The 20,004-nt window shown below is 31.8% G+C and carries 21 protein-coding genes; 13 read left to right on the top strand and 8 right to left on the bottom strand.

Features of this window, described 5'->3' with window-relative positions; translation table 11 throughout:
* Positions 1-85: 85 nt before the first annotated feature.
* Positions 86-253, top strand: coding sequence for a hypothetical protein (locus tag ACUUYC_RS03545; protein ID WP_474263914.1), 168 nt, complete (start codon positions 86-88; stop codon positions 251-253).
* A gap of 54 nt (positions 254-307) precedes the next feature.
* On the opposite strand, the gene ACUUYC_RS03540 is transcribed toward ACUUYC_RS03545, so the two are convergent.
* The 4 genes from ACUUYC_RS03540 to ACUUYC_RS03525 form a co-directional block, all read right to left on the bottom strand.
* Positions 308-1,342 carry an SIR2 family protein gene (locus ACUUYC_RS03540; RefSeq protein WP_474263911.1) on the bottom strand — a complete coding sequence of 345 codons (1,035 nt, stop codon included), beginning with the start codon at positions 1,340-1,342 and terminating at the stop codon, positions 308-310.
* Between the two features lie 128 nt (positions 1,343-1,470).
* Positions 1,471-2,313 (bottom strand): universal stress protein, encoded by an 843-nt coding sequence (locus ACUUYC_RS03535; protein WP_474263909.1) that lies wholly within the window; start codon positions 2,311-2,313, stop codon positions 1,471-1,473.
* An 85-nt stretch (positions 2,314-2,398) separates the two neighbouring features.
* Positions 2,399-3,454 (bottom strand): response regulator, encoded by a 1,056-nt coding sequence (locus ACUUYC_RS03530; RefSeq protein WP_474263907.1) that lies wholly within the window; start codon positions 3,452-3,454, stop codon positions 2,399-2,401.
* The gene (locus ACUUYC_RS03525) at positions 3,451-4,674 is read right to left on the bottom strand and encodes a PAS domain-containing sensor histidine kinase (RefSeq protein ID WP_474263905.1); all 1,224 of its coding nucleotides are present in this window, start codon (positions 4,672-4,674) and stop codon (positions 3,451-3,453) included. Before ACUUYC_RS03525 ends, ACUUYC_RS03530 begins: the two co-directional genes overlap by 4 nt.
* Positions 4,675-4,834: 160 nt before the next feature.
* Between ACUUYC_RS03525 and ACUUYC_RS03520 the strand changes: the two genes are divergently transcribed.
* Positions 4,835-5,635, top strand: a complete 801-nt coding sequence (locus ACUUYC_RS03520) for a DNA alkylation repair protein (RefSeq protein ID WP_474263903.1) — start codon at positions 4,835-4,837, stop codon at positions 5,633-5,635.
* Positions 5,636-5,759: 124 nt separating this feature from the next.
* Entirely contained in the window at positions 5,760-5,987 is a 228-nt protein-coding gene (locus ACUUYC_RS03515; RefSeq protein ID WP_474263901.1) for a hypothetical protein, read from the top strand.
* Positions 5,988-6,039: 52 nt separating this feature from the next.
* Here ACUUYC_RS03515 and ACUUYC_RS03510 read toward each other — a convergent pair whose 3' ends face one another.
* Positions 6,040-6,921 (bottom strand): DUF6268 family outer membrane beta-barrel protein, encoded by an 882-nt coding sequence (locus ACUUYC_RS03510; protein WP_474263898.1) that lies wholly within the window; start codon positions 6,919-6,921, stop codon positions 6,040-6,042.
* Positions 6,922-6,986: 65 nt separating this feature from the next.
* Positions 6,987-7,460, bottom strand: a complete 474-nt coding sequence (locus tag ACUUYC_RS03505; RefSeq protein ID WP_474263896.1) for a DinB family protein — start codon at positions 7,458-7,460, stop codon at positions 6,987-6,989.
* A gap of 172 nt (positions 7,461-7,632) precedes the next feature.
* Between ACUUYC_RS03505 and ACUUYC_RS03500 the strand changes: the two genes are divergently transcribed.
* The 3 genes from ACUUYC_RS03500 to ACUUYC_RS03490 all read left to right on the top strand — a co-directional run bounded on the left by ACUUYC_RS03500 (position 7,633) and on the right by ACUUYC_RS03490 (position 9,782).
* Positions 7,633-8,577, top strand: coding sequence for an SAM-dependent methyltransferase (locus ACUUYC_RS03500; protein WP_474263894.1), 945 nt, complete (start codon positions 7,633-7,635; stop codon positions 8,575-8,577).
* Between the two features lie 73 nt (positions 8,578-8,650).
* On the top strand, positions 8,651-9,028 hold the full coding sequence (locus ACUUYC_RS03495; RefSeq protein WP_474263892.1) for a VOC family protein: 378 nt from the start codon (positions 8,651-8,653) through the stop codon (positions 9,026-9,028).
* 49 nt (positions 9,029-9,077) lie between these two features.
* Complete coding sequence (locus tag ACUUYC_RS03490) at positions 9,078-9,782, top strand: helix-turn-helix transcriptional regulator (RefSeq protein WP_474263890.1); 705 nt, start codon at positions 9,078-9,080, stop codon at positions 9,780-9,782.
* Between the two features lie 20 nt (positions 9,783-9,802).
* Here ACUUYC_RS03490 and ACUUYC_RS03485 read toward each other — a convergent pair whose 3' ends face one another.
* A complete protein-coding gene (locus ACUUYC_RS03485) occupies positions 9,803-10,351 on the bottom strand; it encodes a hypothetical protein (RefSeq protein WP_474263889.1) in 549 nt (182 codons plus the stop codon).
* A gap of 116 nt (positions 10,352-10,467) precedes the next feature.
* Between ACUUYC_RS03485 and ACUUYC_RS03480 the strand changes: the two genes are divergently transcribed.
* The 7 genes from ACUUYC_RS03480 (at position 10,468) to ACUUYC_RS03450 (ending at position 18,769) form a co-directional block, all read left to right on the top strand.
* On the top strand, positions 10,468-11,103 hold the full coding sequence (locus tag ACUUYC_RS03480) for a tetratricopeptide repeat protein (protein ID WP_474263886.1): 636 nt from the start codon (positions 10,468-10,470) through the stop codon (positions 11,101-11,103).
* Positions 11,104-11,217: 114 nt separating this feature from the next.
* A complete protein-coding gene (locus tag ACUUYC_RS03475) occupies positions 11,218-11,913 on the top strand; it encodes a hypothetical protein (protein ID WP_474263884.1) in 696 nt (231 codons plus the stop codon).
* 15 nt (positions 11,914-11,928) lie between these two features.
* Complete coding sequence (locus ACUUYC_RS03470) at positions 11,929-14,034, top strand: MORN repeat-containing protein (RefSeq protein ID WP_474263882.1); 2,106 nt, start codon at positions 11,929-11,931, stop codon at positions 14,032-14,034.
* A gap of 27 nt (positions 14,035-14,061) precedes the next feature.
* A complete protein-coding gene (locus ACUUYC_RS03465; RefSeq protein ID WP_474263880.1) occupies positions 14,062-14,679 on the top strand; it encodes a hypothetical protein in 618 nt (205 codons plus the stop codon).
* Positions 14,680-14,708: 29 nt separating this feature from the next.
* Positions 14,709-15,812: a hypothetical protein gene (locus ACUUYC_RS03460; RefSeq protein ID WP_474263878.1), complete on the top strand. Its 1,104-nt coding sequence runs from the start codon at positions 14,709-14,711 to the stop codon at positions 15,810-15,812.
* A 372-nt stretch (positions 15,813-16,184) separates the two neighbouring features.
* Positions 16,185-18,053: an ATP-binding protein gene (locus tag ACUUYC_RS03455; protein ID WP_474263876.1), complete on the top strand. Its 1,869-nt coding sequence runs from the start codon at positions 16,185-16,187 to the stop codon at positions 18,051-18,053.
* Between the two features lie 65 nt (positions 18,054-18,118).
* Positions 18,119-18,769: a response regulator gene (locus ACUUYC_RS03450; RefSeq protein WP_474263874.1), complete on the top strand. Its 651-nt coding sequence runs from the start codon at positions 18,119-18,121 to the stop codon at positions 18,767-18,769.
* Positions 18,770-18,807: 38 nt separating this feature from the next.
* Here ACUUYC_RS03450 and ACUUYC_RS03445 read toward each other — a convergent pair whose 3' ends face one another.
* Positions 18,808-19,941 (bottom strand): hypothetical protein, encoded by a 1,134-nt coding sequence (locus tag ACUUYC_RS03445; protein WP_474263872.1) that lies wholly within the window; start codon positions 19,939-19,941, stop codon positions 18,808-18,810.
* Positions 19,942-20,004: the final 63 nt, after the last annotated feature.

The raw sequence follows: 20,004 nt of genomic DNA, 5'->3' as shown, positions 1-20,004 counted from the left end.
ATAATCTGTTGAGAATTACGGCTTTACCGTACGTGTTTGAAAGGTGAATTTTATAATTTATAAACTTAACCAAAAAAAATAGATCATGTTAAAAACAATTTTAAATGTAAAAGGAGTACAAGAGCTTAACAAAAAACAGCAAGGAGACATTAACGGAGGAATCAGATTTCCAATAGGATGTGTTCGTAGATCGGACTGCTTCTTTATTGATAGAGCATCTAGATGTGTAAACGGTATTTGTGTTTTCTTATAAAATAATATTGAAACAATAACTTAGCAAAGCGAACTTCGGTTCGCTTTTTTTTGACTAACTATTTGCCAAACGACTGTCTTCAAAAAAGGTTAATACAGTTTCCCACATTTCATCATAGGTGTCAAAATGAATATTAATAATATATTCAGGTTCTTTCTGTAAATGTGCAGGTTTTGTTTTTCCAGCAGATAAAACAATTGTCTCTGGTCTGTTGTCAGGTGAACCAGTTTGATCTAAAAAAGCAGTTTGTCGCGCTCTTTGATTCAACAAATACCACAACGGCCATTCATCATTCAATAAACTACAACCAATAAACAATAATGGCGCGCTTTTAAATACATTTACCCAACTCGAAGGTGTATTCCACGTTCTAACAATTTTGTCCCACTCAGTTGGCGGAATCCAATCTCTTCTATGTCGGTTACAATAAATTGTATCTTCTTCAAACCACCTATTCATATACGTTCCGCGAAGATTTTCAACCCAATTAATATACATTCCGTATTTCCGAATGCCTAACTTAATGGTGTCAAATCGTTTTGTATCACCATGCGGATACCATATACGCGTTTTTTGAGCATTCTTTACAACACTATGTCGATACAATGGCATAGCGTCTTTACTATCTTCTTTAGGAGATGATTGTATAGCCTTTGCATTTCCTGCTAAAGACAAACAACGATCAAAATTTAAAGAAATAATATCTTTAAAACCACTATCTAATATCGTTTTATACAAACCATAATTTTTACTGCGATCTTCATATGCATTTAAGATTTTTTGCACCTTTTTCTGTAAATCATTTTCTGTTTTATAAGGCATATAACCTCTAGTATTTACAGCAACAACTCTTAAAACTGTTTCCCACATTCTAATAAATGATTCAGGTAGTTCTAATAGTTTTGGATCAGTAACGCCACATTCTTTAACAATATCAGAAATCAATTTATCCCAATCCAATCGTTCTGTATCGCCTTCCATAGCAGCAGCTTGCATGTTAACGCCACTGCCAATAATTGGAACAACATATTCAGAATTATTCGCCAACCATTGGTCGGCATACTTTTTAAATTGATCAGCTGCTTTCATTCTTCTAAGATATTAATAGTAACATTCGTATTGATTTTAAATATATGATATTTCTTTCAAACGTATGTATAAATAGGATAATAAAACAAAGGAACTGTAGCTGTAACTAGCGCGGAAATTTGCTACACTTATTCGTGCAACACCAAAAAAGGAATATCTGTATGATAACTAATCTTTTCCACTTTCGTGTGAAATAATATCTGTTGAAAATAATTTAGATTTTTAGCAACCATCACCATCAAATCAATATGCCTGCTTTCAGTAAAATCTTGTACTGCATCTTCCACATTACGATTAGTTAAAAAGTGATAACTATGTTTGTAATTATCAAGAAAGTCTTCTAACAACTCTTTATTTGCTCGCTGGTTTATATTTAACGCTTCGTTCTCTTTTGCAATGTGTGGAATACGTAACGAAGCATTTGTGCGATCTAAAATAGCTAGAATGGGAGATAAAGTTTGCATGTTATATGACAAAATGAAATCCGTCGGAAATGCAATTTCTTTAATATCTTTATACTGAGCATTTTCAGGAATTACCAATGTTTTACATTTTACTTTCGTAATCACAGCGCCTGTGTTACTTCCCGTAATGTATTCTGTCAAGCCTGAAGCACCTTTGGTTCCCATCACAATCATGTCAATCTTTTTATCTTCCACATGATTTCGAATCGATTCAATAAAAAAATTATGATCTGTAAGCGTATAAAAATGATGCTTATTATTTGCTGGAAGCGTCGTTGTAATTCGTTTCAAAACACGTTGTAATTCCTTCTTTGCAGGTTTTATATACACATCTTCAATGACATCTAACGTTGGCGTATATTTAACTTCTTCATCAATAAGATTGGTAAGTCTATTAACATTGAGAAGATAAAAGTTACAGTTGTAATCTTTTAGAAATTGGAGCCCATATACAATGGCGTTCCATGAATTTTCAGAAAAGTCTGTTGGTAATAATATGTTTTTCATCTAGATGACACTTTAATAGCAAATCTAAATGGTAGAAATCAGTTACAACATGATATTCGTCATGTTTAGTGTTTTTACAGAGAAACTAGCAAATATGTTGTAGTTTTTGAAGATCTAAAATTTTAATATTTCGTCCTTCAATAGCAATTAATCCTTGTTTTTTAAAGCTCGACATTGTTCGGATTAAAGTTTCTGTGGCAATTCCGGCAACACTTGCCAAATCGTTTCTAGAAATCTTAATAGGATCATTAGGTTTACGATTCAATTTTTCTGCAAATTTTAAAATAGTCATTGCTGTTTTTTTATGTACTGAACTGTACGCCATTTGTAACAATTGATCTTTTACTACAGAAAGATTATCAGTCAATAATTGAATCAATTCCAGTGTCACTTTATGATTTTTATTCAACACATTTTTCAATTCATTTTTAGACAAACCAACAATTTCAACTTCTTTAATTGTAGTTGCAGTTTCCTGATATGCCATGTTTTGTGTAAATGAAGTATAACCAAAAAAATCATCTTCTTTATGTAAAGCTGTCGTTAATTCTTTTCCCTGTTCATCTAATTTATGACACTTTACAACACCTTTTAAAATCAAATAAATGAAGTTTGAATTTTGTCCTTCATCATAAATAACTTCATCCTTTTTATAAGTGAAAATAGTACCATTATCATCAAAAAAGTTCTTTAGGTCGTTAAGCGTTCGTAGTTCGCTTTCATCTTCAACCTGAATATTTTGCTGATACTTTTCGCGCTCTTCTTTTAAAATCAATGCTTTTGCAATTCGACTTTCAATGGCGCTGATCAATTCATCTTCCGAAAATGGTTTTGTAATATAATCGTCTGCGCCCATATCCATTCCTTTACGAACATCTTTACGCTCGGTTTTTGCAGATAAAAAGATAAATGGAATATGTTTGGTGCTTTCTTCTTTTGACAAAAACTCTAAAACACCATAACCATCCAATTCTGGCATCATAATATCGCATACAACAATATCGGGCAACAATTTTTTTGCAGTTTCAATACCAATTTTCCCATTCTGAGCAGTTGTAACATCATACTCGGAAAGTTCTAACAATTCGGCAGTATTTTCGCGTAAAACGGCATCATCTTCTATTAGTAATACTTTCTTCATAGTTCAGCTTTATTAGGAATTGTAATCGTAAAAATAGTTCCTTCGTTTTCAATACTTTCAAATGCAATACTTCCGTGTAAATGTTCTAAATGATCTTTTACAATATTTAATCCAATACCTGTTCCTTGTGTTAACAAGGCATTTTCAGCTCTAAAATAACGATTAAAAATATTCTTTTGATCCTTTTCAGGAATTCCAATTCCATTATCTTTTACTTGAAGCGTTGTGATATTTTTATCTTGTATAATACTAATATCAATAATGGTATTTTCAGAAGAATACTTAATGGCATTATTCACCAAATTAGATAAAGCTAACTCTACAATTTTTTCATCTTGATGCAACGAAAAACTATCAATATTTTCAGGATAATTAATCTGTTGTCCATCTTTCAATAACATATTTGCATTATAGACAACTTCATTTACAACCTTACTCACTTTAAAAGTTGAAAACTTATAATTGACTTTCCCTTTCTGTAATTTTTCGATTGAAAGAAAATCATTCAAAATATTATTAAGGTAATGTACTTTGTCAGTAATGGTTTTAATATGCTTATCGCGCTTCTGTTGTTGTTCGGTAAGCTTGTATTTGCTTAACAATATCGTAGAAGTCAAAATTCCACTCAAAGGTGTTTTAAACTCATGTGAAACCAATGATAAAAATTTTGTCTTCAATTCGTTGAGTTCTTGTTCTCTTTTCAAAGCAGTTTTAGCATCTTCTTCCGCTTCTAAACGTTTGGCATTTTCTACTTCCAATTGTTGAATGGTTTCACTTAATTCTTGCGTTCTTACCAATACTTTTTTCTCCAGTTCAGCATTCAATTCCTGAATCTTCCTTTCCTGTTCTTTTCGAATTGAAATATCAATAACCAATGCCATTACATAGTTTTTTCCATATATAGAAAAAGGATTCAGACCAGCTTCTACAGGAAAAATACTTCCATCTTTATGTGCGCCATACACATCACGACCATGTCCCATTTGACGTCGTTGTTTGGCCTTCATAAAACCATTAAAATGCGCATCATGGTTGGCACGATAATTTTTTGGAATCAATACGTTTAAATGTTGTTTAATAAGCTCATCCTTGGAATACCCAAACATTTTTTCGGCAGCAACGTTAACTTCTACTACTTTCTTATGCTCATCAACAATAATAACACCTTCAGAAACTGAGCCTAAAAGCACATTAAAAATATTTTGATCTTGTTGAAACATAGTGTTTTTTTGGAATCCTTAAAATTAGAAAAAAAATAGAGAACAATTGTACCAGTTTCACAGTTCATTCGTAAAAATGAAATAATAATTATTTTAAATTTTGTTGATGAACTATTGTTAATTTCTATAATTTTGGATGACTGATAAAAAATAAACCATCATGATTCCTGAACATATATTAAATCGAAAAGGCGCACGAAGTCTAAAAGATATAAATCCTGAAGCAATTGAATATTTAAATAAAGGATTAGTAGAAACTAAAAATTTGATGGAATGGTTAGCAACGGATCAAGTAGGTTTACTAAAATTGGTGTTGAAAGATATTGGAAAAGAAGCATGGCTTGAAACTATAGAAGTTGCTGTGAATGCTCAAAAAAAACCAACAGCAAATAGCAATACCAAAGTTATTGGTGAAACACTAGGAGTCTTAACTAGAAATAAAGAAGTGTACGATCATTTTAAAAAACATACTTCCGATTTGGTTCGTTGTTGGGCATGTTGGGCAGAAAGTACACATCATGATGAATTACCAAGTTTACTTGCAACGATGAAACCATATGCCGCCGATTCACATTTTGGCGTACGTGAAGTTGTCATATTTGCTAGTAAAGAACGCATGATCGAAGATTTGGATACAGCAATCAATATTTTAGCAACTTGGACAAAAGATAAAGATGAAAATATTCGTCGTTTTGCAGTAGAAGCATTACGACCTGTTGGTGTTTGGACAAAGAAAATTGCCGCTTTTCAAGAAAATCCAGCAAAAGCATTGTCAATTCTGAAGCCTTTACAATCTGATACTTCAAAATATGTTAGAGATGCTGTCGGGAATTGGCTAAATGATGCTAGTAAGTCACAACCAACTTGGGTACAAACTATGTGTGCAAACTGGGAAAAAGATTCACCTACAAAACAAACAGCATATATTGTAAAAAGAGGATTACGAACTATTAATAAGTGATTGAAAAATGAAGCTTTATGAAAGTTAGTTTTTTATACTCACAATTTATAAAGCGCGAGTACATTCTTTTCAAAAGCCAATAGATGTTCCCTACCTTGAGATCATTAACCAAAAACTTTATACGATGTTAAAAAAGATTTTAAAAATTGATGGAACAAAATCATTAAGTAAAGAAAAGCAAAGTGCTATGCAAGGTGGACTTAGTCCAGATCCAATTACAGGTCCAGGTGGCGGTGGCGGAAACGGTGGAAACAACGATCCGATGCCATGCTATTGTTTTACATTTAGAGGACTTGTACAAGTTCCTTGTAATAGTACATGTGCAGATGGTACACAGCCTATTTGCCCATGATACAAAACACATGTTAATATAGAGAAAATGAGTTTCGGCTCATTTTTTTGCTTTAGATCTTAAACTTTATACCAGTTCTTAAATATATTTTTGCTTTGCTATCTAAAGAAAAAATAGTTTCTCTTTGTTCATTTCTCAATTCATTATCAATTGCTAAAATATACGCAGCACGCGCATAAAATTGTAATTGTTTTGTAAAATGATATTCATATTGAAGTCCTGATAAAATCAAAGACATGTTAATGCTTTTAGCAGCTTCTCCTTCAATAACAGGAACATCGCGTTGTAAATTAGACGTAAAACCATCTAACTGAGCATAGGCTTTTAAACGATTTTTAGAGGAAATGAAATATTGTACATTTGTTTTAGGAACTCCTAAACTCATAGACCAATTTGGTGCAAATTTTTTATAATATGTAATGTATGGTAATGGAAAATTAAATCCGGAATTTCCAGAATAATATACACCTAAAACCCACCTTTGTCGTTTTCCATAGTGCATTTCACCTTGTTTAATGAAAATAATATCTCCTGAAAGAATTACATCTTCCAAGCTCAATGCATTCGCGGCTAAATTTGTGCTAAACCCAGGTCTGAAACGAAGCCCTAAACGCCAATCATTCTTTAATGGAGTTGTATAACTAAAAGCAAAATCAAGTAATTGAAAATCGTTCAAATCTCTAGTGACAAAAGGAAATTCACGATCTGATTTTAAATGAATATTACTATAATCTAAGCCTAAAAATAAATACGTTCCTTCTTTTTTTAATTTAATAGGATAATTAAATAGCACACGCAAACGCGTATATTCTACGTCTGATTTTGCTTTAGGAATATAGGTGTAATCCACACGTGCCAAATCACTCAATTGGCCATGTGCGAAAGAAGAGAAAAGCAGTGTGCATATGATAATAAAACGAACAAAAACGTGCATTCAGATGGTTTGAATTTTGTGTGAAAGATACATTAATTAAGTACAGAAAATTTGATTTTAATAATCTATATGGATCTATTATTCAAAATCTTCTTAATCAAAGAAATTTGTCCAACATGATAATGTGTATGTTCAATAATTCCGTGAATATTTCGGTAATAACTTCCATACTTTTTATCCGTAAAAGGTTTGTCAAAACAATCTTCAGGTAGTTTCTCTATTTCATTTGCAAACAACTCTGCATCTTCCCAAAGTTTAGAAACAAAAGCTTCCCATTCGGCTTGTGAATGAATCTCAGGATGATCAAAACTATATGCATCTTTTGCATTCAGTGGTTCACCTTCAAAAACTTTCAACACAGCGGCAATGTAATAATTGATATGAAACGCAAGTGTATGAATCGTATTTAAATCGTACACTTTGGTCGTGGCTTGTTCAAAAGTTACACCTTCCAAAGCTTCTTTGAAACTTGTTCCTGCCCAATTTCCACCAAAATGAATTTCCCTAAAATGTTTGGCAATCGCTGTTGTGATTTTCATGAGTTAAGCATATTTTGATTTCAAATTAGTAAAAAAACTGTATAAATTAGCAAATCACTACTGCGAATTATTATTTGTAAAGTATATTTTGAAATGTTTTAAAAAATGATTTTCAAAGTTTATTGGCAGTTTGTAATAAATTTTGGAATTTGCATACCAGACAAATAGAAACATGAACTGGAAACTAAAAGCAAGCTTGCAAAAAGTACTGCATTTTACAAAGATTGGCGATAAGCTCAATCACATTCCGGCTACGTTGAAAAAAAACTATCACAAAAACGTAATGATTTATCAAGCACATGAATGTCTGCGAAAGTTTGATGAAACAACAATTACATTCAATGCTGAAAAAGAAATGATTGCGTTGGAAATTGGAACAGGATATTCACTAATTTCTCCTGTAGTTTTGTATTTACTTGGGTTTGATAAGATTGTAACGGTTGATATTTCAAAAGATGTTTCTATTAAAACATTTCAAAAGCAAATTCAACACATTGAAAAAGAAGGTTTTTTAGTCAAAATTGCTGAAAGAGGTATATTCAGCTTGACTGAAATTAAACAGAAATTACAACAAATACAATCGTGTGAAACGTTAGAGGATTTGTTTGCATTTTGCAATATTGTATACATTCCAAAATACACTTTAGTAGCAATAGAAAGAGAAAGTAATTCATTTGATTATATCTGTTCGCAAGTAGTTTTTGAGCACATTCCACCAGAATTTTTAGAACAACTATTCAAAAAGATGAAAACTTGGCTGACAAAAGATGGTGTTGGAGTTCACACCATAAATTTTATAGATCATTTTGCAAACCCGGGATTTTTTCAAGATAAAAGTATTTCAGAATTCAACTTTCTAAAGTACGATGATAAAACTTGGAACTTTTGGGCGGGAAATGATATTGCTTACACAAACCGCTTGTCATATATATATTATTTGGAATTGTGTGAGACGAATAATTTAACTGTAATTGACTTTAAAGGAGAAAATTACAGAGCGCATCATCCGCTTCCAAAAACATTAATTCATGAAGACGTACTTAAGAAATATAAGTCACTTCAAAATGTAGAAGACGTTTGTAAATACCAACGAGGGACATTAATTTTTAAAAAATAAAAACACCTCTGACATCATCTGTCAAGGACGCAGATACATTTGTGGTATTAATAATTTAAAAAAATACAACAACATGAAAAACGCGGTAAATTGGTTTGAAATTCCAGTAGCAAACTACGAAAGAGCAAAGAAATTCTATTCTGAAATATTAGGAGAAAAAATTGTAGATCATCATATGGAAGACAAAAATATGAAATACGGAATTTTTCCGTACGATATGGAAAGTCATAAAGTTGGCGGAGCTATCATGCAAATGGAAGGAACTGATCCGTCTCAACATGGTTCTACAGTGTACTTAAATGGAGGAGATGATTTAAATATTCCTTTGGGAAGAGTGGAAGCTGCTGGCGGAAAAATAATTATGCCAAAAACTGACATTCAAGAGAATGGATTTATTGCACAATTTATAGATACAGAAGGAAATCGCGTAGCATTTCATTCAATGACATAAGAACACAAAAGTAGCGAATCTCCGTTGAGGTTCGCTACGCATATATAAGATGACACAACTTGCAAGACTCATATCAATACTAACACTATTACGGTCAAAACGATTGTTAACAGCAACCGAACTGGCAGAGAAATACGATGTTAGCGTACGCACTATTTATAGAGATATTCGAAAGTTAGAAGAAGCTGGCGTGCCAGTGTATACGATAGAAGGACGTGGTTATAGCTTAACAGATACGTACACAATTGCACCTGTGCAATTTACAGAAAAGCAAGCCAATGCGTTAATTACTGCCGAGCATATAATTAATCAGTCTAAAGATGTTTCGTTTGTGAATGATTTTAAAGAAGCATTGATTAAAATAAAATCGGTTTTTAAAACATCTATTCAGGAAAAAAGTGAAATTCTGAATGATAAAATTCATGTGTTCAATTGGAAATTAGAAGATACTACAAGCAATGCGCTTTCGGAAATTCAAGTAGCAATTACGAATTTTAATGTGATGGAAATCAACTATAAAAAGGCAAACGATTATCAAATTTCTACAAGAAAAATAGAACCATGCGCCATGTATTCTACAGACAACAAATGGATTTTAATTGCATGGTGTCATTTGCGTAATGAAGTCAGAGCATTTCGGATAGACAGAATTCAAAGTTTTAAAATATTAGAAGAAAAGTTTGAAGATCGAAAATTTAATATCAGCGATTATTTTGCGACTCATCCGTATACAACTCATAACTACAAAAATTAAAAGTAAAACGAGTTTTGTGATTATTTTGAATCACTAAAACAAGGTGTTTTTCTATAAGCGCCACCAACAATAGATGCATCATGATCAATGGTAAACTTGTATATAGTATCTTTTTGTACAGGTCTATATTTTGCGTAATCCCAATTTCCAGAATGTGTTAATTCGTAAGTTCCGTTTTTCTTTCCGTTTAGCATTTCATCATAAAATTGTGTAATCGTTGGATATGCACCACCTTCTTGAAAATCTTCCTTTACATTTACCAACGGAATAGAATCTTTTTGCCCTTTATATTTTACAAATAATGCATTTGAAGCTGCATTGAAAGCAATAGAAAATTGCACAGATGTATTACCATCATTGGTATAGCAAATATAATGATAAGGAATATTGTTTTTGGCGTTTTCTATATCTTCCAACGTAATTGTATCAGCAATTGTATCTTTTGGAGTTGATTGCTTTTCTGCTTCTATATTGGTAGTGTCAGGTGTTTTCTTCTTTTCTGTTTCAGTACAATTCACAAATAAAAGTAAACTTAAAAAACTGGCGATATAAATAATATTTGATTTCATAAAAGGAATGTACATATTTTTAATGAAATCATTCAACAAAAAACATTAAAATACGCAATTCATCGTATTGTTTCGAGTCGTAAAAAAATAGAATTTTAAACTCTAATTTATTACTCATGAAGTCTATATACGTTTTTCTATTTCTAAGTGTGTTTTCTTTCGCGAAAGCGCAAACCACAAAAGCTTTATTAGATAGTGCTTTGGTGAAAAAAGAACAACTAAAGTTTACTGAAGGCATAAAATTATGTGAACAAGCAATTGCTTTAGATAGTACATTGTCAGATCCGTATTTCTATAAAGCTGGTTTTCATACTGCATTAATCAAGAAAAGAAATGCAGGAGAAGATTATGCAAACTACAAAGCAGCTATTACAAACTATACTAAGGTTATTGAGTTACAGCCAAAACATGCAGAAGCATTTTTCTTCAGAGGTGGCGCACATGATGCTATGGGGTTTTTAGATGAAGCATTCCTTGATTATACGAATTCAATTGTAATTGATAAAAACCAACCTGAAGTTTACAATAGTATGGGCGTTTGCTATGCGAAAAAAGGAAAGTTGATGTTGGCATTAACACATTTTGAAAAAGCTATTGAAATAGATACCAAGTATGCAAAAGCATATTCTAATGTGGGAAATATATACGATATGAAAAATGAACGGACAAAAGCATGCGAAAACTGGAAAAAGGCAATAACGCTAGGATATATGGCGAATCAAAGACGTTATGAAGCAAAATGCAAACAATAGTAATACAGTGTTATACGTATAAAAATACGTAATACGTCGTATTGTGAAAACATTCGAAAAGGAAGATTTTTGTAGTAAGTTAAAATATCTTTAAAAATCAATAACAACAATACAATGAAAAAAATAATCACATTAATTGCTGCCGCTGCACTGTTTGTTTCATGTGCCAACTATGGAGAAAAGAAAGTTTACAACGGTACAGAAGTCTATTATAAAGATGGAGTTACAGAAGAAATCGCAGACAAACTAGGCGAAAGTTTAATAACATCAGGTTTTGCAGATGGAGATGTAAAGTCGGTTCAATTTGTAAAAGATGGAGATGTTTATCTATTTAAGATGGTCATCAAAGAAGAATTTTTAAATGACGAATCCTTAAAAAGTGTCTTCAATTTCTTTCCAAAAGAAATATCAGATTATATGGATTTGCCTGTCGATTTACATTTATGTGATGATTCATTTAATACATTACGTGTACACAAACTAGAAGATGCTCGAAAAATAGTAATGGCGAAAGCTACAGAAATTCGGTATACTAAGAACGTGACACTTGAAGAAGTAGAAAAGCTAAAAGACCACTTAATCTCTTATGGATTTTCAGATGATGCCAATCCTAAGACGGTTGAACTTGATAAGGAAAACGATACCTACATTTTTAAAATGGTACTAAATGAAGAAAGACTTAAAAACGAATCAACAGTTACCTTATTAAAACTATTTGGAGGCGAAATATCTAAAACAGTTTTTGACAATAAACCACTAAAAGTTCATATGTGTGATGAACTTATGAATACCGTGAAAGTTGCAGAATAATAATCACAAAAAACAATGAAAAATACGTTACTACTTTTACTTTTCTGTTTCATGTGTCAATTGACAATTGCACAAAAAATAGACATAACTAATGCACCAAGAAATCCATTGGGTTTCAAACACAAAAAGGAACATTTCTTGTTGCGTGGTGATATCTATACGTCAAGTGGAAAAATATTTGACGAAAACGGAAACCTACTGTATAACTACGGAACGCGTTACTATTATGATGATAATGGGAAAATGATCGGGAATAATTATGGTGATATAATTGAATACGATTCGCGTGGAAATATAATTATGTTTCAATACAAAAGTGGAAGTACTAGCAACTATTCATTCAACAATAAAGACTTGTTGATATTTGAGAAAAACACCTACGGAGAAGAGAAGACATATACATACGATTCGCAAGATAGAGTTGTAAAAATGGTCTTAAATAAAAAAGGTGTTTTTCATCGACAACGTGATTTTAGTTATGAAAAAAAAGGAAACTTAGTTGTCGTTTTTGTACGATACATAAAATCAAATCATGAGTTAGATTTCATCGGTAGATATCATTACAAAAATGGTTTTTTAGTACAAGAAAAGCTAACTTCTGGGACTTACGATTATCAGGTTGATACAGATGCCAATGGAAATAGAATTGATTTCTACATGGCAAATGATCCAAATGCAAAGCATTACAAAAAATACAATCGATATTACAGTGATATTAACAAACCTTCAAAGCTTGAGTTTGGATATTACATTCCTAATGGAAAAATAACAGAGAAAAAAATAGAAGCTGTCTTTATCAATAATAAACGAGCTTCAGATATTGTGATTAGTAAAGGAGTAAAGCCAAATGAAAAAGTAATATATGATGGCTTAACAAAAACATACTATGCGTTAGCGAATGTACAAGATAAAACAACCCATACGGTGGATACACGTATTCCTATAACGAATGTTATTTCGAAAGGAAAACCAATGATTAACTACGCACATGATGGAAAATTTATCAACTATGTAGAAGGACAAAACAAAGTGAAAGCGCGTGATTTTGCTTTTATGGGATCGCATATGGTTGATTATCGTGTAGAAAAAAGTACAGGAAGAACATATATTATATACAACTATAAAAACTTAAAAACTCAAGCGGTTAAGGAAATGAAGTTACTTACAACGAATGCGACTTCAATTCTATATTCGCGCGAGTTAACAAAAGACAACTTTTTTATAGTAGTAAACGGAAAACATATCGATTACAAAAAAGCTCGGTTTGAATACTTAACAAATGGCGATCCTGTCATTTTTATTGAAGACGAACCTTTATACATTCTAACAGGTTTTAAAGCTGCCAAAAATGAAGAAGTATTAGAAGGACGTATTTATAACGGTGAATTAGGTCAAAAACAAACAAAAAGCGCGACAACAAAAACAACGGATACAACTAAAAAAAGTACTGATTTTAATTGTGTAAAAGGTAATTGTGTAGATGGTTGGGGACGCGTTACTGTAGACGGAATCATTACAGATGCTACCTTCAAAGATGGCACTATTGATGGAGTTGCATATATATCATATCCAGGAGGCGCATATTATCATGGGCAATATGTAAACAATCAACGTGAAGGAGTTGGTTATTACAAATGGTCAAGCGGAACCACATATATTGGAGGTTGGAAAGATGGAAAACAACATGGTTTAGGGTACACGATGAACAAGGAAAGTCAGATCACAAGTGGTGGAATGTTTGAAAATGGAAAACTCATTAAAGAGTTAGCGGATGATTACAAAGATGGAAAAACAACTGGAAATTGTACAGGAAATTGTGCTGACGGATTTGGAAAGTATACTTACAGCAATGGCGATACTTATTGGGGATTCTTCAAAGAGAACAAACGTTACGGAGTTGGAACATATCTATGGAAAAACAAAAGTGTATACACAGGAGGATATACTAAAGATGGAAAAAGAAATGGATATGGAATATACACGTATGTAGATCGCTCGGTATTCAAAGGAATCTATAAAGATGATCGTATCAATGGGCTTGGCGTTATGAAATACAAGAAAACAGGCAATACTGTACAAGGTGTATTCAACAAAGATGGCGCAAAAGTCAAAGATTACTAATAAAAAAAATAACAAATAAAGTTACCAATGAATAAGATCAAACTAATTGCATTCGCTCTTTTTGTACAATTTTGTTTTGTGCAATGTGAAACTAAAGTAGAAGTAGAAACCTATGAAGTAACTCCTGAATTTGCCAAAAAAATAGACAAACCAGAAGTTCATTTTACGGTAGACATTCCTAAAACGTTAAAGCTTGAAAAACCTGTAGAAGGCAAAAAGACATATTCATACGGAATGATTCAAGAAATTGGAAAAGATAGTATCGTTACCGAAATGTACTCTTTTGGATACGTTTCTTTAGATGGAATGTCATTACACAAAGATGGTTTGTCTTTCATGAAGCAAATTAGAAGCATGCTCAAAAGTGGAGGATATGAATTAGAAGATGATAACATTGGAATCTTAAATTTTGATGGTAAAGAATATCTTTCACTTCAAACAGTTGGAACGATGAAAGAAGGACTCAGTGATTTATTTGTGGGAAGATATCTTTTTAATGTTATCGCCAAACCAAATCCATACGGAAACACGCATATTGTTATGTTAATGGCAGCAAGAGACGATCAAAACATAGCAACTCACGAAGATTTCAAAGACAAACTAAGCATTTCTAAAGTTTGGCAATCTTTTAAATACTTAAAATAATTCCTCATATTATAGTTTAAATAAACGTTATGCGAATCAAACTCTTCTTAATCTGCATATTAAATTCATTATTGCTCAATGCAAACATGGCTTCTCCAGTCAATGAAGGAACATTTGGTACGCGACCTTTCATCAGTCAATATGTGAACATCTTACATGAAAACTTACACATAACCATTGATGAAAACTTTGAATATGCTGATTTTGTGGTCGAATATGACATTCATGCAGAAAAAAGCGGTACACAAATTCCGTTACTATTCTATGCATCTTCGTACTATGAAAACTTCAAAGTAACCATTGACGGAAAAGAAGTTACACTAGCGCGACAAGAAGATTTTTGGAATGCATATGGACCTGAAAAAGAAAAACTAACCAACTTTCATTATTTATACAATAACGATAGAAAAGCAGTTTCTGAAATTGAAAATCAATTCAAATATGGAAGAAATGATCGGATCTATCTAAATGATTTCTTATACTTTGAAACCGATCTTTCAGAAGGAAATCATACTATAAAAGTTACGTATACGGCAACCAATTGGCGTTACAAACACAACCGACTCAACGAAGACAGTTTTCGTTATGCGTTAGCACCTGCAAAATACTGGAAATCATTCGGAACATTAAATGTTACAATAGATGCAAGTAAAGTAAAAGATGCTGTTTTTATGAATGTTGGAGCACCAAAAAGTGGTGAGGTCAATGGAGTTTCTAGCTATACATTTGATAAATTACCAGTAGATGTATTACAAATTACCCGAATACCAACTTTAGGTGGTTTTACCAAATTTCTTATGAAAATAGAATCATTTTGGTTGGCAATCATTTTAATAAGTTTCATTGTATTATATCATGTGTGGCAAATGTTTCGTTACCGAAAAAAATATCCAAAACATAAATTTTCTACACCTGCATTTATTGGCGCATTCTTAATTCCGTTTATGTTTATTTTTGGACTAATACTCACTACACTTTGGATTGATGCTTCTATTGGCGAACCATACGTAAGCGGACGCGAAAGTTATGGCGCATTCTTTGGTTTTTTATACGCGCCAAAATACATTTTATACTATGTAACTTTTTCAATTTTGATAGATTTTCTGTTTAAAAAACTATGTGCTAAAAAGTAATAGTAACGGTCAATTCCATTATACTAAATCAAGTTCGAAATGGCGTTTTCTTGTAACTTTTCTTCTAAATTGTCTACATATTATGTATGTTACATTTAAAAGCGATAAAGAATTTTTTCATTTTTATAGGTTTAGCTTTGATTATAGGAATATTATTCTCAATAATTAGAAGCTTAATTGGCGGTTTTGCTGCTTTTATTTTTGTGTTAATAGCGACCATTTCTTTAATCAGGTATGGTTTTAAAGAAAAGGAGTAATCATTTTTAAGTTTCACTTTTTTAATCATTAAATCTTTCAATTCAAAAAATATACGCAACTCATCGTATAGGAAAATCATCAAAAAAGAGAGAATATTGTTAGTGTGATAAAATCATGCAAAACAAATCAATCAAAAACTTTTCTATCTTTATAAAGATGAAACAACGCATACTTATATTCTTACTATTATTTTCTGTGGTACTTGTTGCGCAAAATGCAGTGTCTATTTCGGCGGAAGCCAAAAAAGAAGCCATTTTATTATTTGAAGAATATGAACGAAAAAGTAACGTTTTCAACGAAATACGCGAACTCGACTCCATGCAAGTCTACTTGAAAAAGTTAGATGCATTACTTCCCAAAATTCAAGATTCATCTTATAATTACAGAGCCGATTTAGTTCGTGGTTCCGTTTTAATACGCATGACGCAATCAGATGAAGCAATGAAAGTATTGCTAAATGCTACGGAGTTTTTTAGGTTACAAAAAGATTACAAAAATTACTATCGTGGACGTTATAAAATAGGAAACTGTTATTACTATGTAAATAGGCGAGAAGATACCAAGGAAATAATGTTGGAAATCTTGGAGAATGAGCAATATGTTAGTGAAGATTTAGCCGTAATAGCACTCGAAAAGGTAGGCGCAATGAATATTGAATTGGGCATGCAACAAAAAGACAATTCTTTATTTCAAGACGCGAATCAACGATTTAAAAAAGCGATTTCCATTAATCAAAAAAATATGGATTATGGTAAATTAGCTTCTAACTATAGCTTATTTGCCGAGAGTGAAAATCAGCTTGGAGATAAAGAACGCGCAATTCAGTTATTAGACAGTTCAATTTACTTTGCTAAAAAAGGAGAAAACCTACTAGAAGAAGGTTTTGCACTCATAAAAAAAGGAAACTTGCTTTTTGAGCGTAAGCAACGCAAACAAGCTGAAATAGCATTCAATAAAGCCGTTGAAATATACAAAAATAGTAACGATATTCCTTTACTATTATACGCGTATGGAGAGAAGAAAAAAATGCTGGTGAAGACAGAAAGGTATGAAGTAGCAAATGAACTAGGAGATTCAATTTATGGCTTAGCAATAACACAATATAACAAGCGTTTTGCAGATGGTATTTCGGAAATGCGAACCAAATATAAAACTGCTGAAAAAGAACGTGAAATCTTCAAACAAAATCTAGCACTTAAGGATAAAGAATTATTATTAAAAGATCGTCAATATCAAATATATGGCGCGTTAGGATTGGCATTGTTAATCTTTGTTTTAGGTTATCTATTTTACAATCAGCAAAAGCTGAAAAATAGACAATTAGTGAAAGAGAATCAGTTAAAAGTTACATTGAAAGAAATAGAAACACAAAATAAATTACAAGAACAACGTTTGCGAATTTCACGTGATTTACATGATAATATTGGTGCACAATTATCATTTATCATTTCATCAATTGATAACTTAAAATATGCTTCCAAAGAAACTTCAAATGAATTTAAGGACAAACTGAGTTACATCAGCGAATTTACGTCAGCAACTATTGATCAATTGCGCGATACGATTTGGGCAATGAATAAAGATGAAATCTCAATTATCGATTTGCAAAGTAGAACGCTGGCATTTATTGAAAAAGCAAAAGTAGCTAAGCAAAATGTGAAGTTTGAATTTAATAGTGATGTGAAAACGCCAGTTGTGTTTACAGCAATTCAAGGAATGCATTTATTCAGAGTCATTCAAGAAGCTGTAAATAATGCATTAAAATATGCGAAGTCAACAGTTGTAAAAGTTGATTTTTCAGAAAACGAAAACGTATTGTTATTAAAAATTCAAGATGACGGAATCGGGTTTGAAAAAGAAACAGTTCAACTTGGAAACGGATTGTACAATATGCAAAAGCGAATGGATGAAATAAACGCACATATTGATATTGATTCCGAGCTTAAAAAAGGAACAACAATTACAGTAAAATATCACATCTAAATTTTAATAAAAACAATTGTCATATCGAGCACATTTGAGATATATTTTAAAAATAAAATACAACCATGAAACTTAAAATAGCCATTGCAGAAGACAATCATTTTTTGGCGAAAGCCGTGATAGAAAAACTATCATTTTTTGATGATTTTATATTCAAGTTTAAAGCTGCAAATGGCGCAGAAATGATTGGAAAGTTAGAAGCAAATCATAATATTGATGTGATTTTGATGGACATTCAAATGCCAGAAATGGATGGAATAAAAGCAACAGAAATTATCAAAGAAAAACATCCGCAAATCAAAATTATTATGTTGACGGTTTTTGATGATGAAGAAAATATATTCAAAGCGATTCAAGCTGGTGCTGATGGTTATTTACTAAAAGAAATCAACGCAGAAAACATTCATAAATCTATCTTAGAAGTTGTCAATAATGGCGCGCCAATGTCACCAAGTATCGCATTAAAAGCATTGAATTTACTCCGAAATCCACTAACAATTACAGAAGATGAAGCTATTGAGAAAGTAAAATTGACCAAGCGTGAAACGGATGTTTTATTGCAATTGAGTAAAGGGTTGAATTATAACGAAATTGCAGAAAATCTATTTATATCTTCAGGAACCATTCGGAAACATGTTGAAAATACGTATCGTAAACTCAAAGTTCATAACAAAATGGAAGCGGTACAAAAAGCAAAATCTCAGAAGCTGATATAGTTTTAGACTTCTTAGAAGATAGTTGTAGTTTTGAAACTTTATTCAACAGCAATTTTCTTTATATAGTTTGAAAAGTCCTTTTGGCTTATGCCTAATTTTTCTTTGACAAAATTAAAGAAATCTTCATCGGTGTCAACAGTTCGTAAACCGTCAATGATTCCTTTCATTTCATGTTTTTCAAATACTTTTTTGCAGATAAGACCGCCAATAACATAGCGGAATTCTGTATGATGTTCACCATTTGGAATATAACCACGTAATTCAGATAATGAAATCTCAAAATCTGGATTCTTCAAAATATATGCTTTTAGTTTTTTAATATGCCAATCTAAATCATTGCCGCCGCTTCCGCCCATATAAGTTGCAAAACCTTCATTTAACCAAAAATGATTTGCATCAGGGAAAAGTTCGTGTGTGTAAATATGAACTAATTCGTGCGCATAATATGCTGAATTATTTCCTGCATACACAGTGCGATTACGTATATCTGCCACGCCACCAGTTTGCCCGGGAATGTAAATTTTAGACATATAGTCGTATCCTAACAAACGAACAATTTCTCTAGAATAACTACTCAGAAAATAATCAAATGGAATAGGGTTGGTTTTAAATATCTTTGCAATTTCTTCATTAAAGACGTTCATTCTAGCAGCATCCTTTTCATCAAATTGATGCATTGGATGTATATAATAACTTATAGTACCTATTTGTTTTTGTTGCCAAATATCTTCGTGATACTGCGAACTATTTACCAACAAATATTTGCCATTCACTTTTTTGGCGTATACTGAAAGAATAGCTTCCAATACAATTTTATTTTCTTCATCTAAATGTGCTAAAGAAGTTTTTATTGCATAATGACCGTTTTCCACAGCAAATACACCAAGTATTGTACATTGAACTTTTGGAGTTCTAGTACGTACTGTTTTGATGTTAACCATCCACAAAAAATTATCGGGAATTCTATGTTGACTTGTATCCCAATAAGTAGTTTCTGCATTTTCATATTCGCCAGATTGTAAATATGCAGTCCAAAGTGCTATAATTTCTTGTTCGTTAGGGTCATTAGCATTCTCAACATTTGCATCAATTAGTACCTTAAAAGTTTCTTGATTTTGTGTGAAACCAATAGTATGTATAATCAAAAAGAGAAGAAGTAAAGTTTGTTTCATGCGTAGGTTATTTGATAATCTAACTAAGAAACGAATGCTTTTCTTTTATAGTATTCTATCTTT

It is taken from the genome of Kordia sp. E (assembly GCF_056033805.1).
The sequence above is the reverse complement of the archived record's forward strand: the minus strand, read 5'-3'. Positions and strand labels throughout refer to the sequence as shown.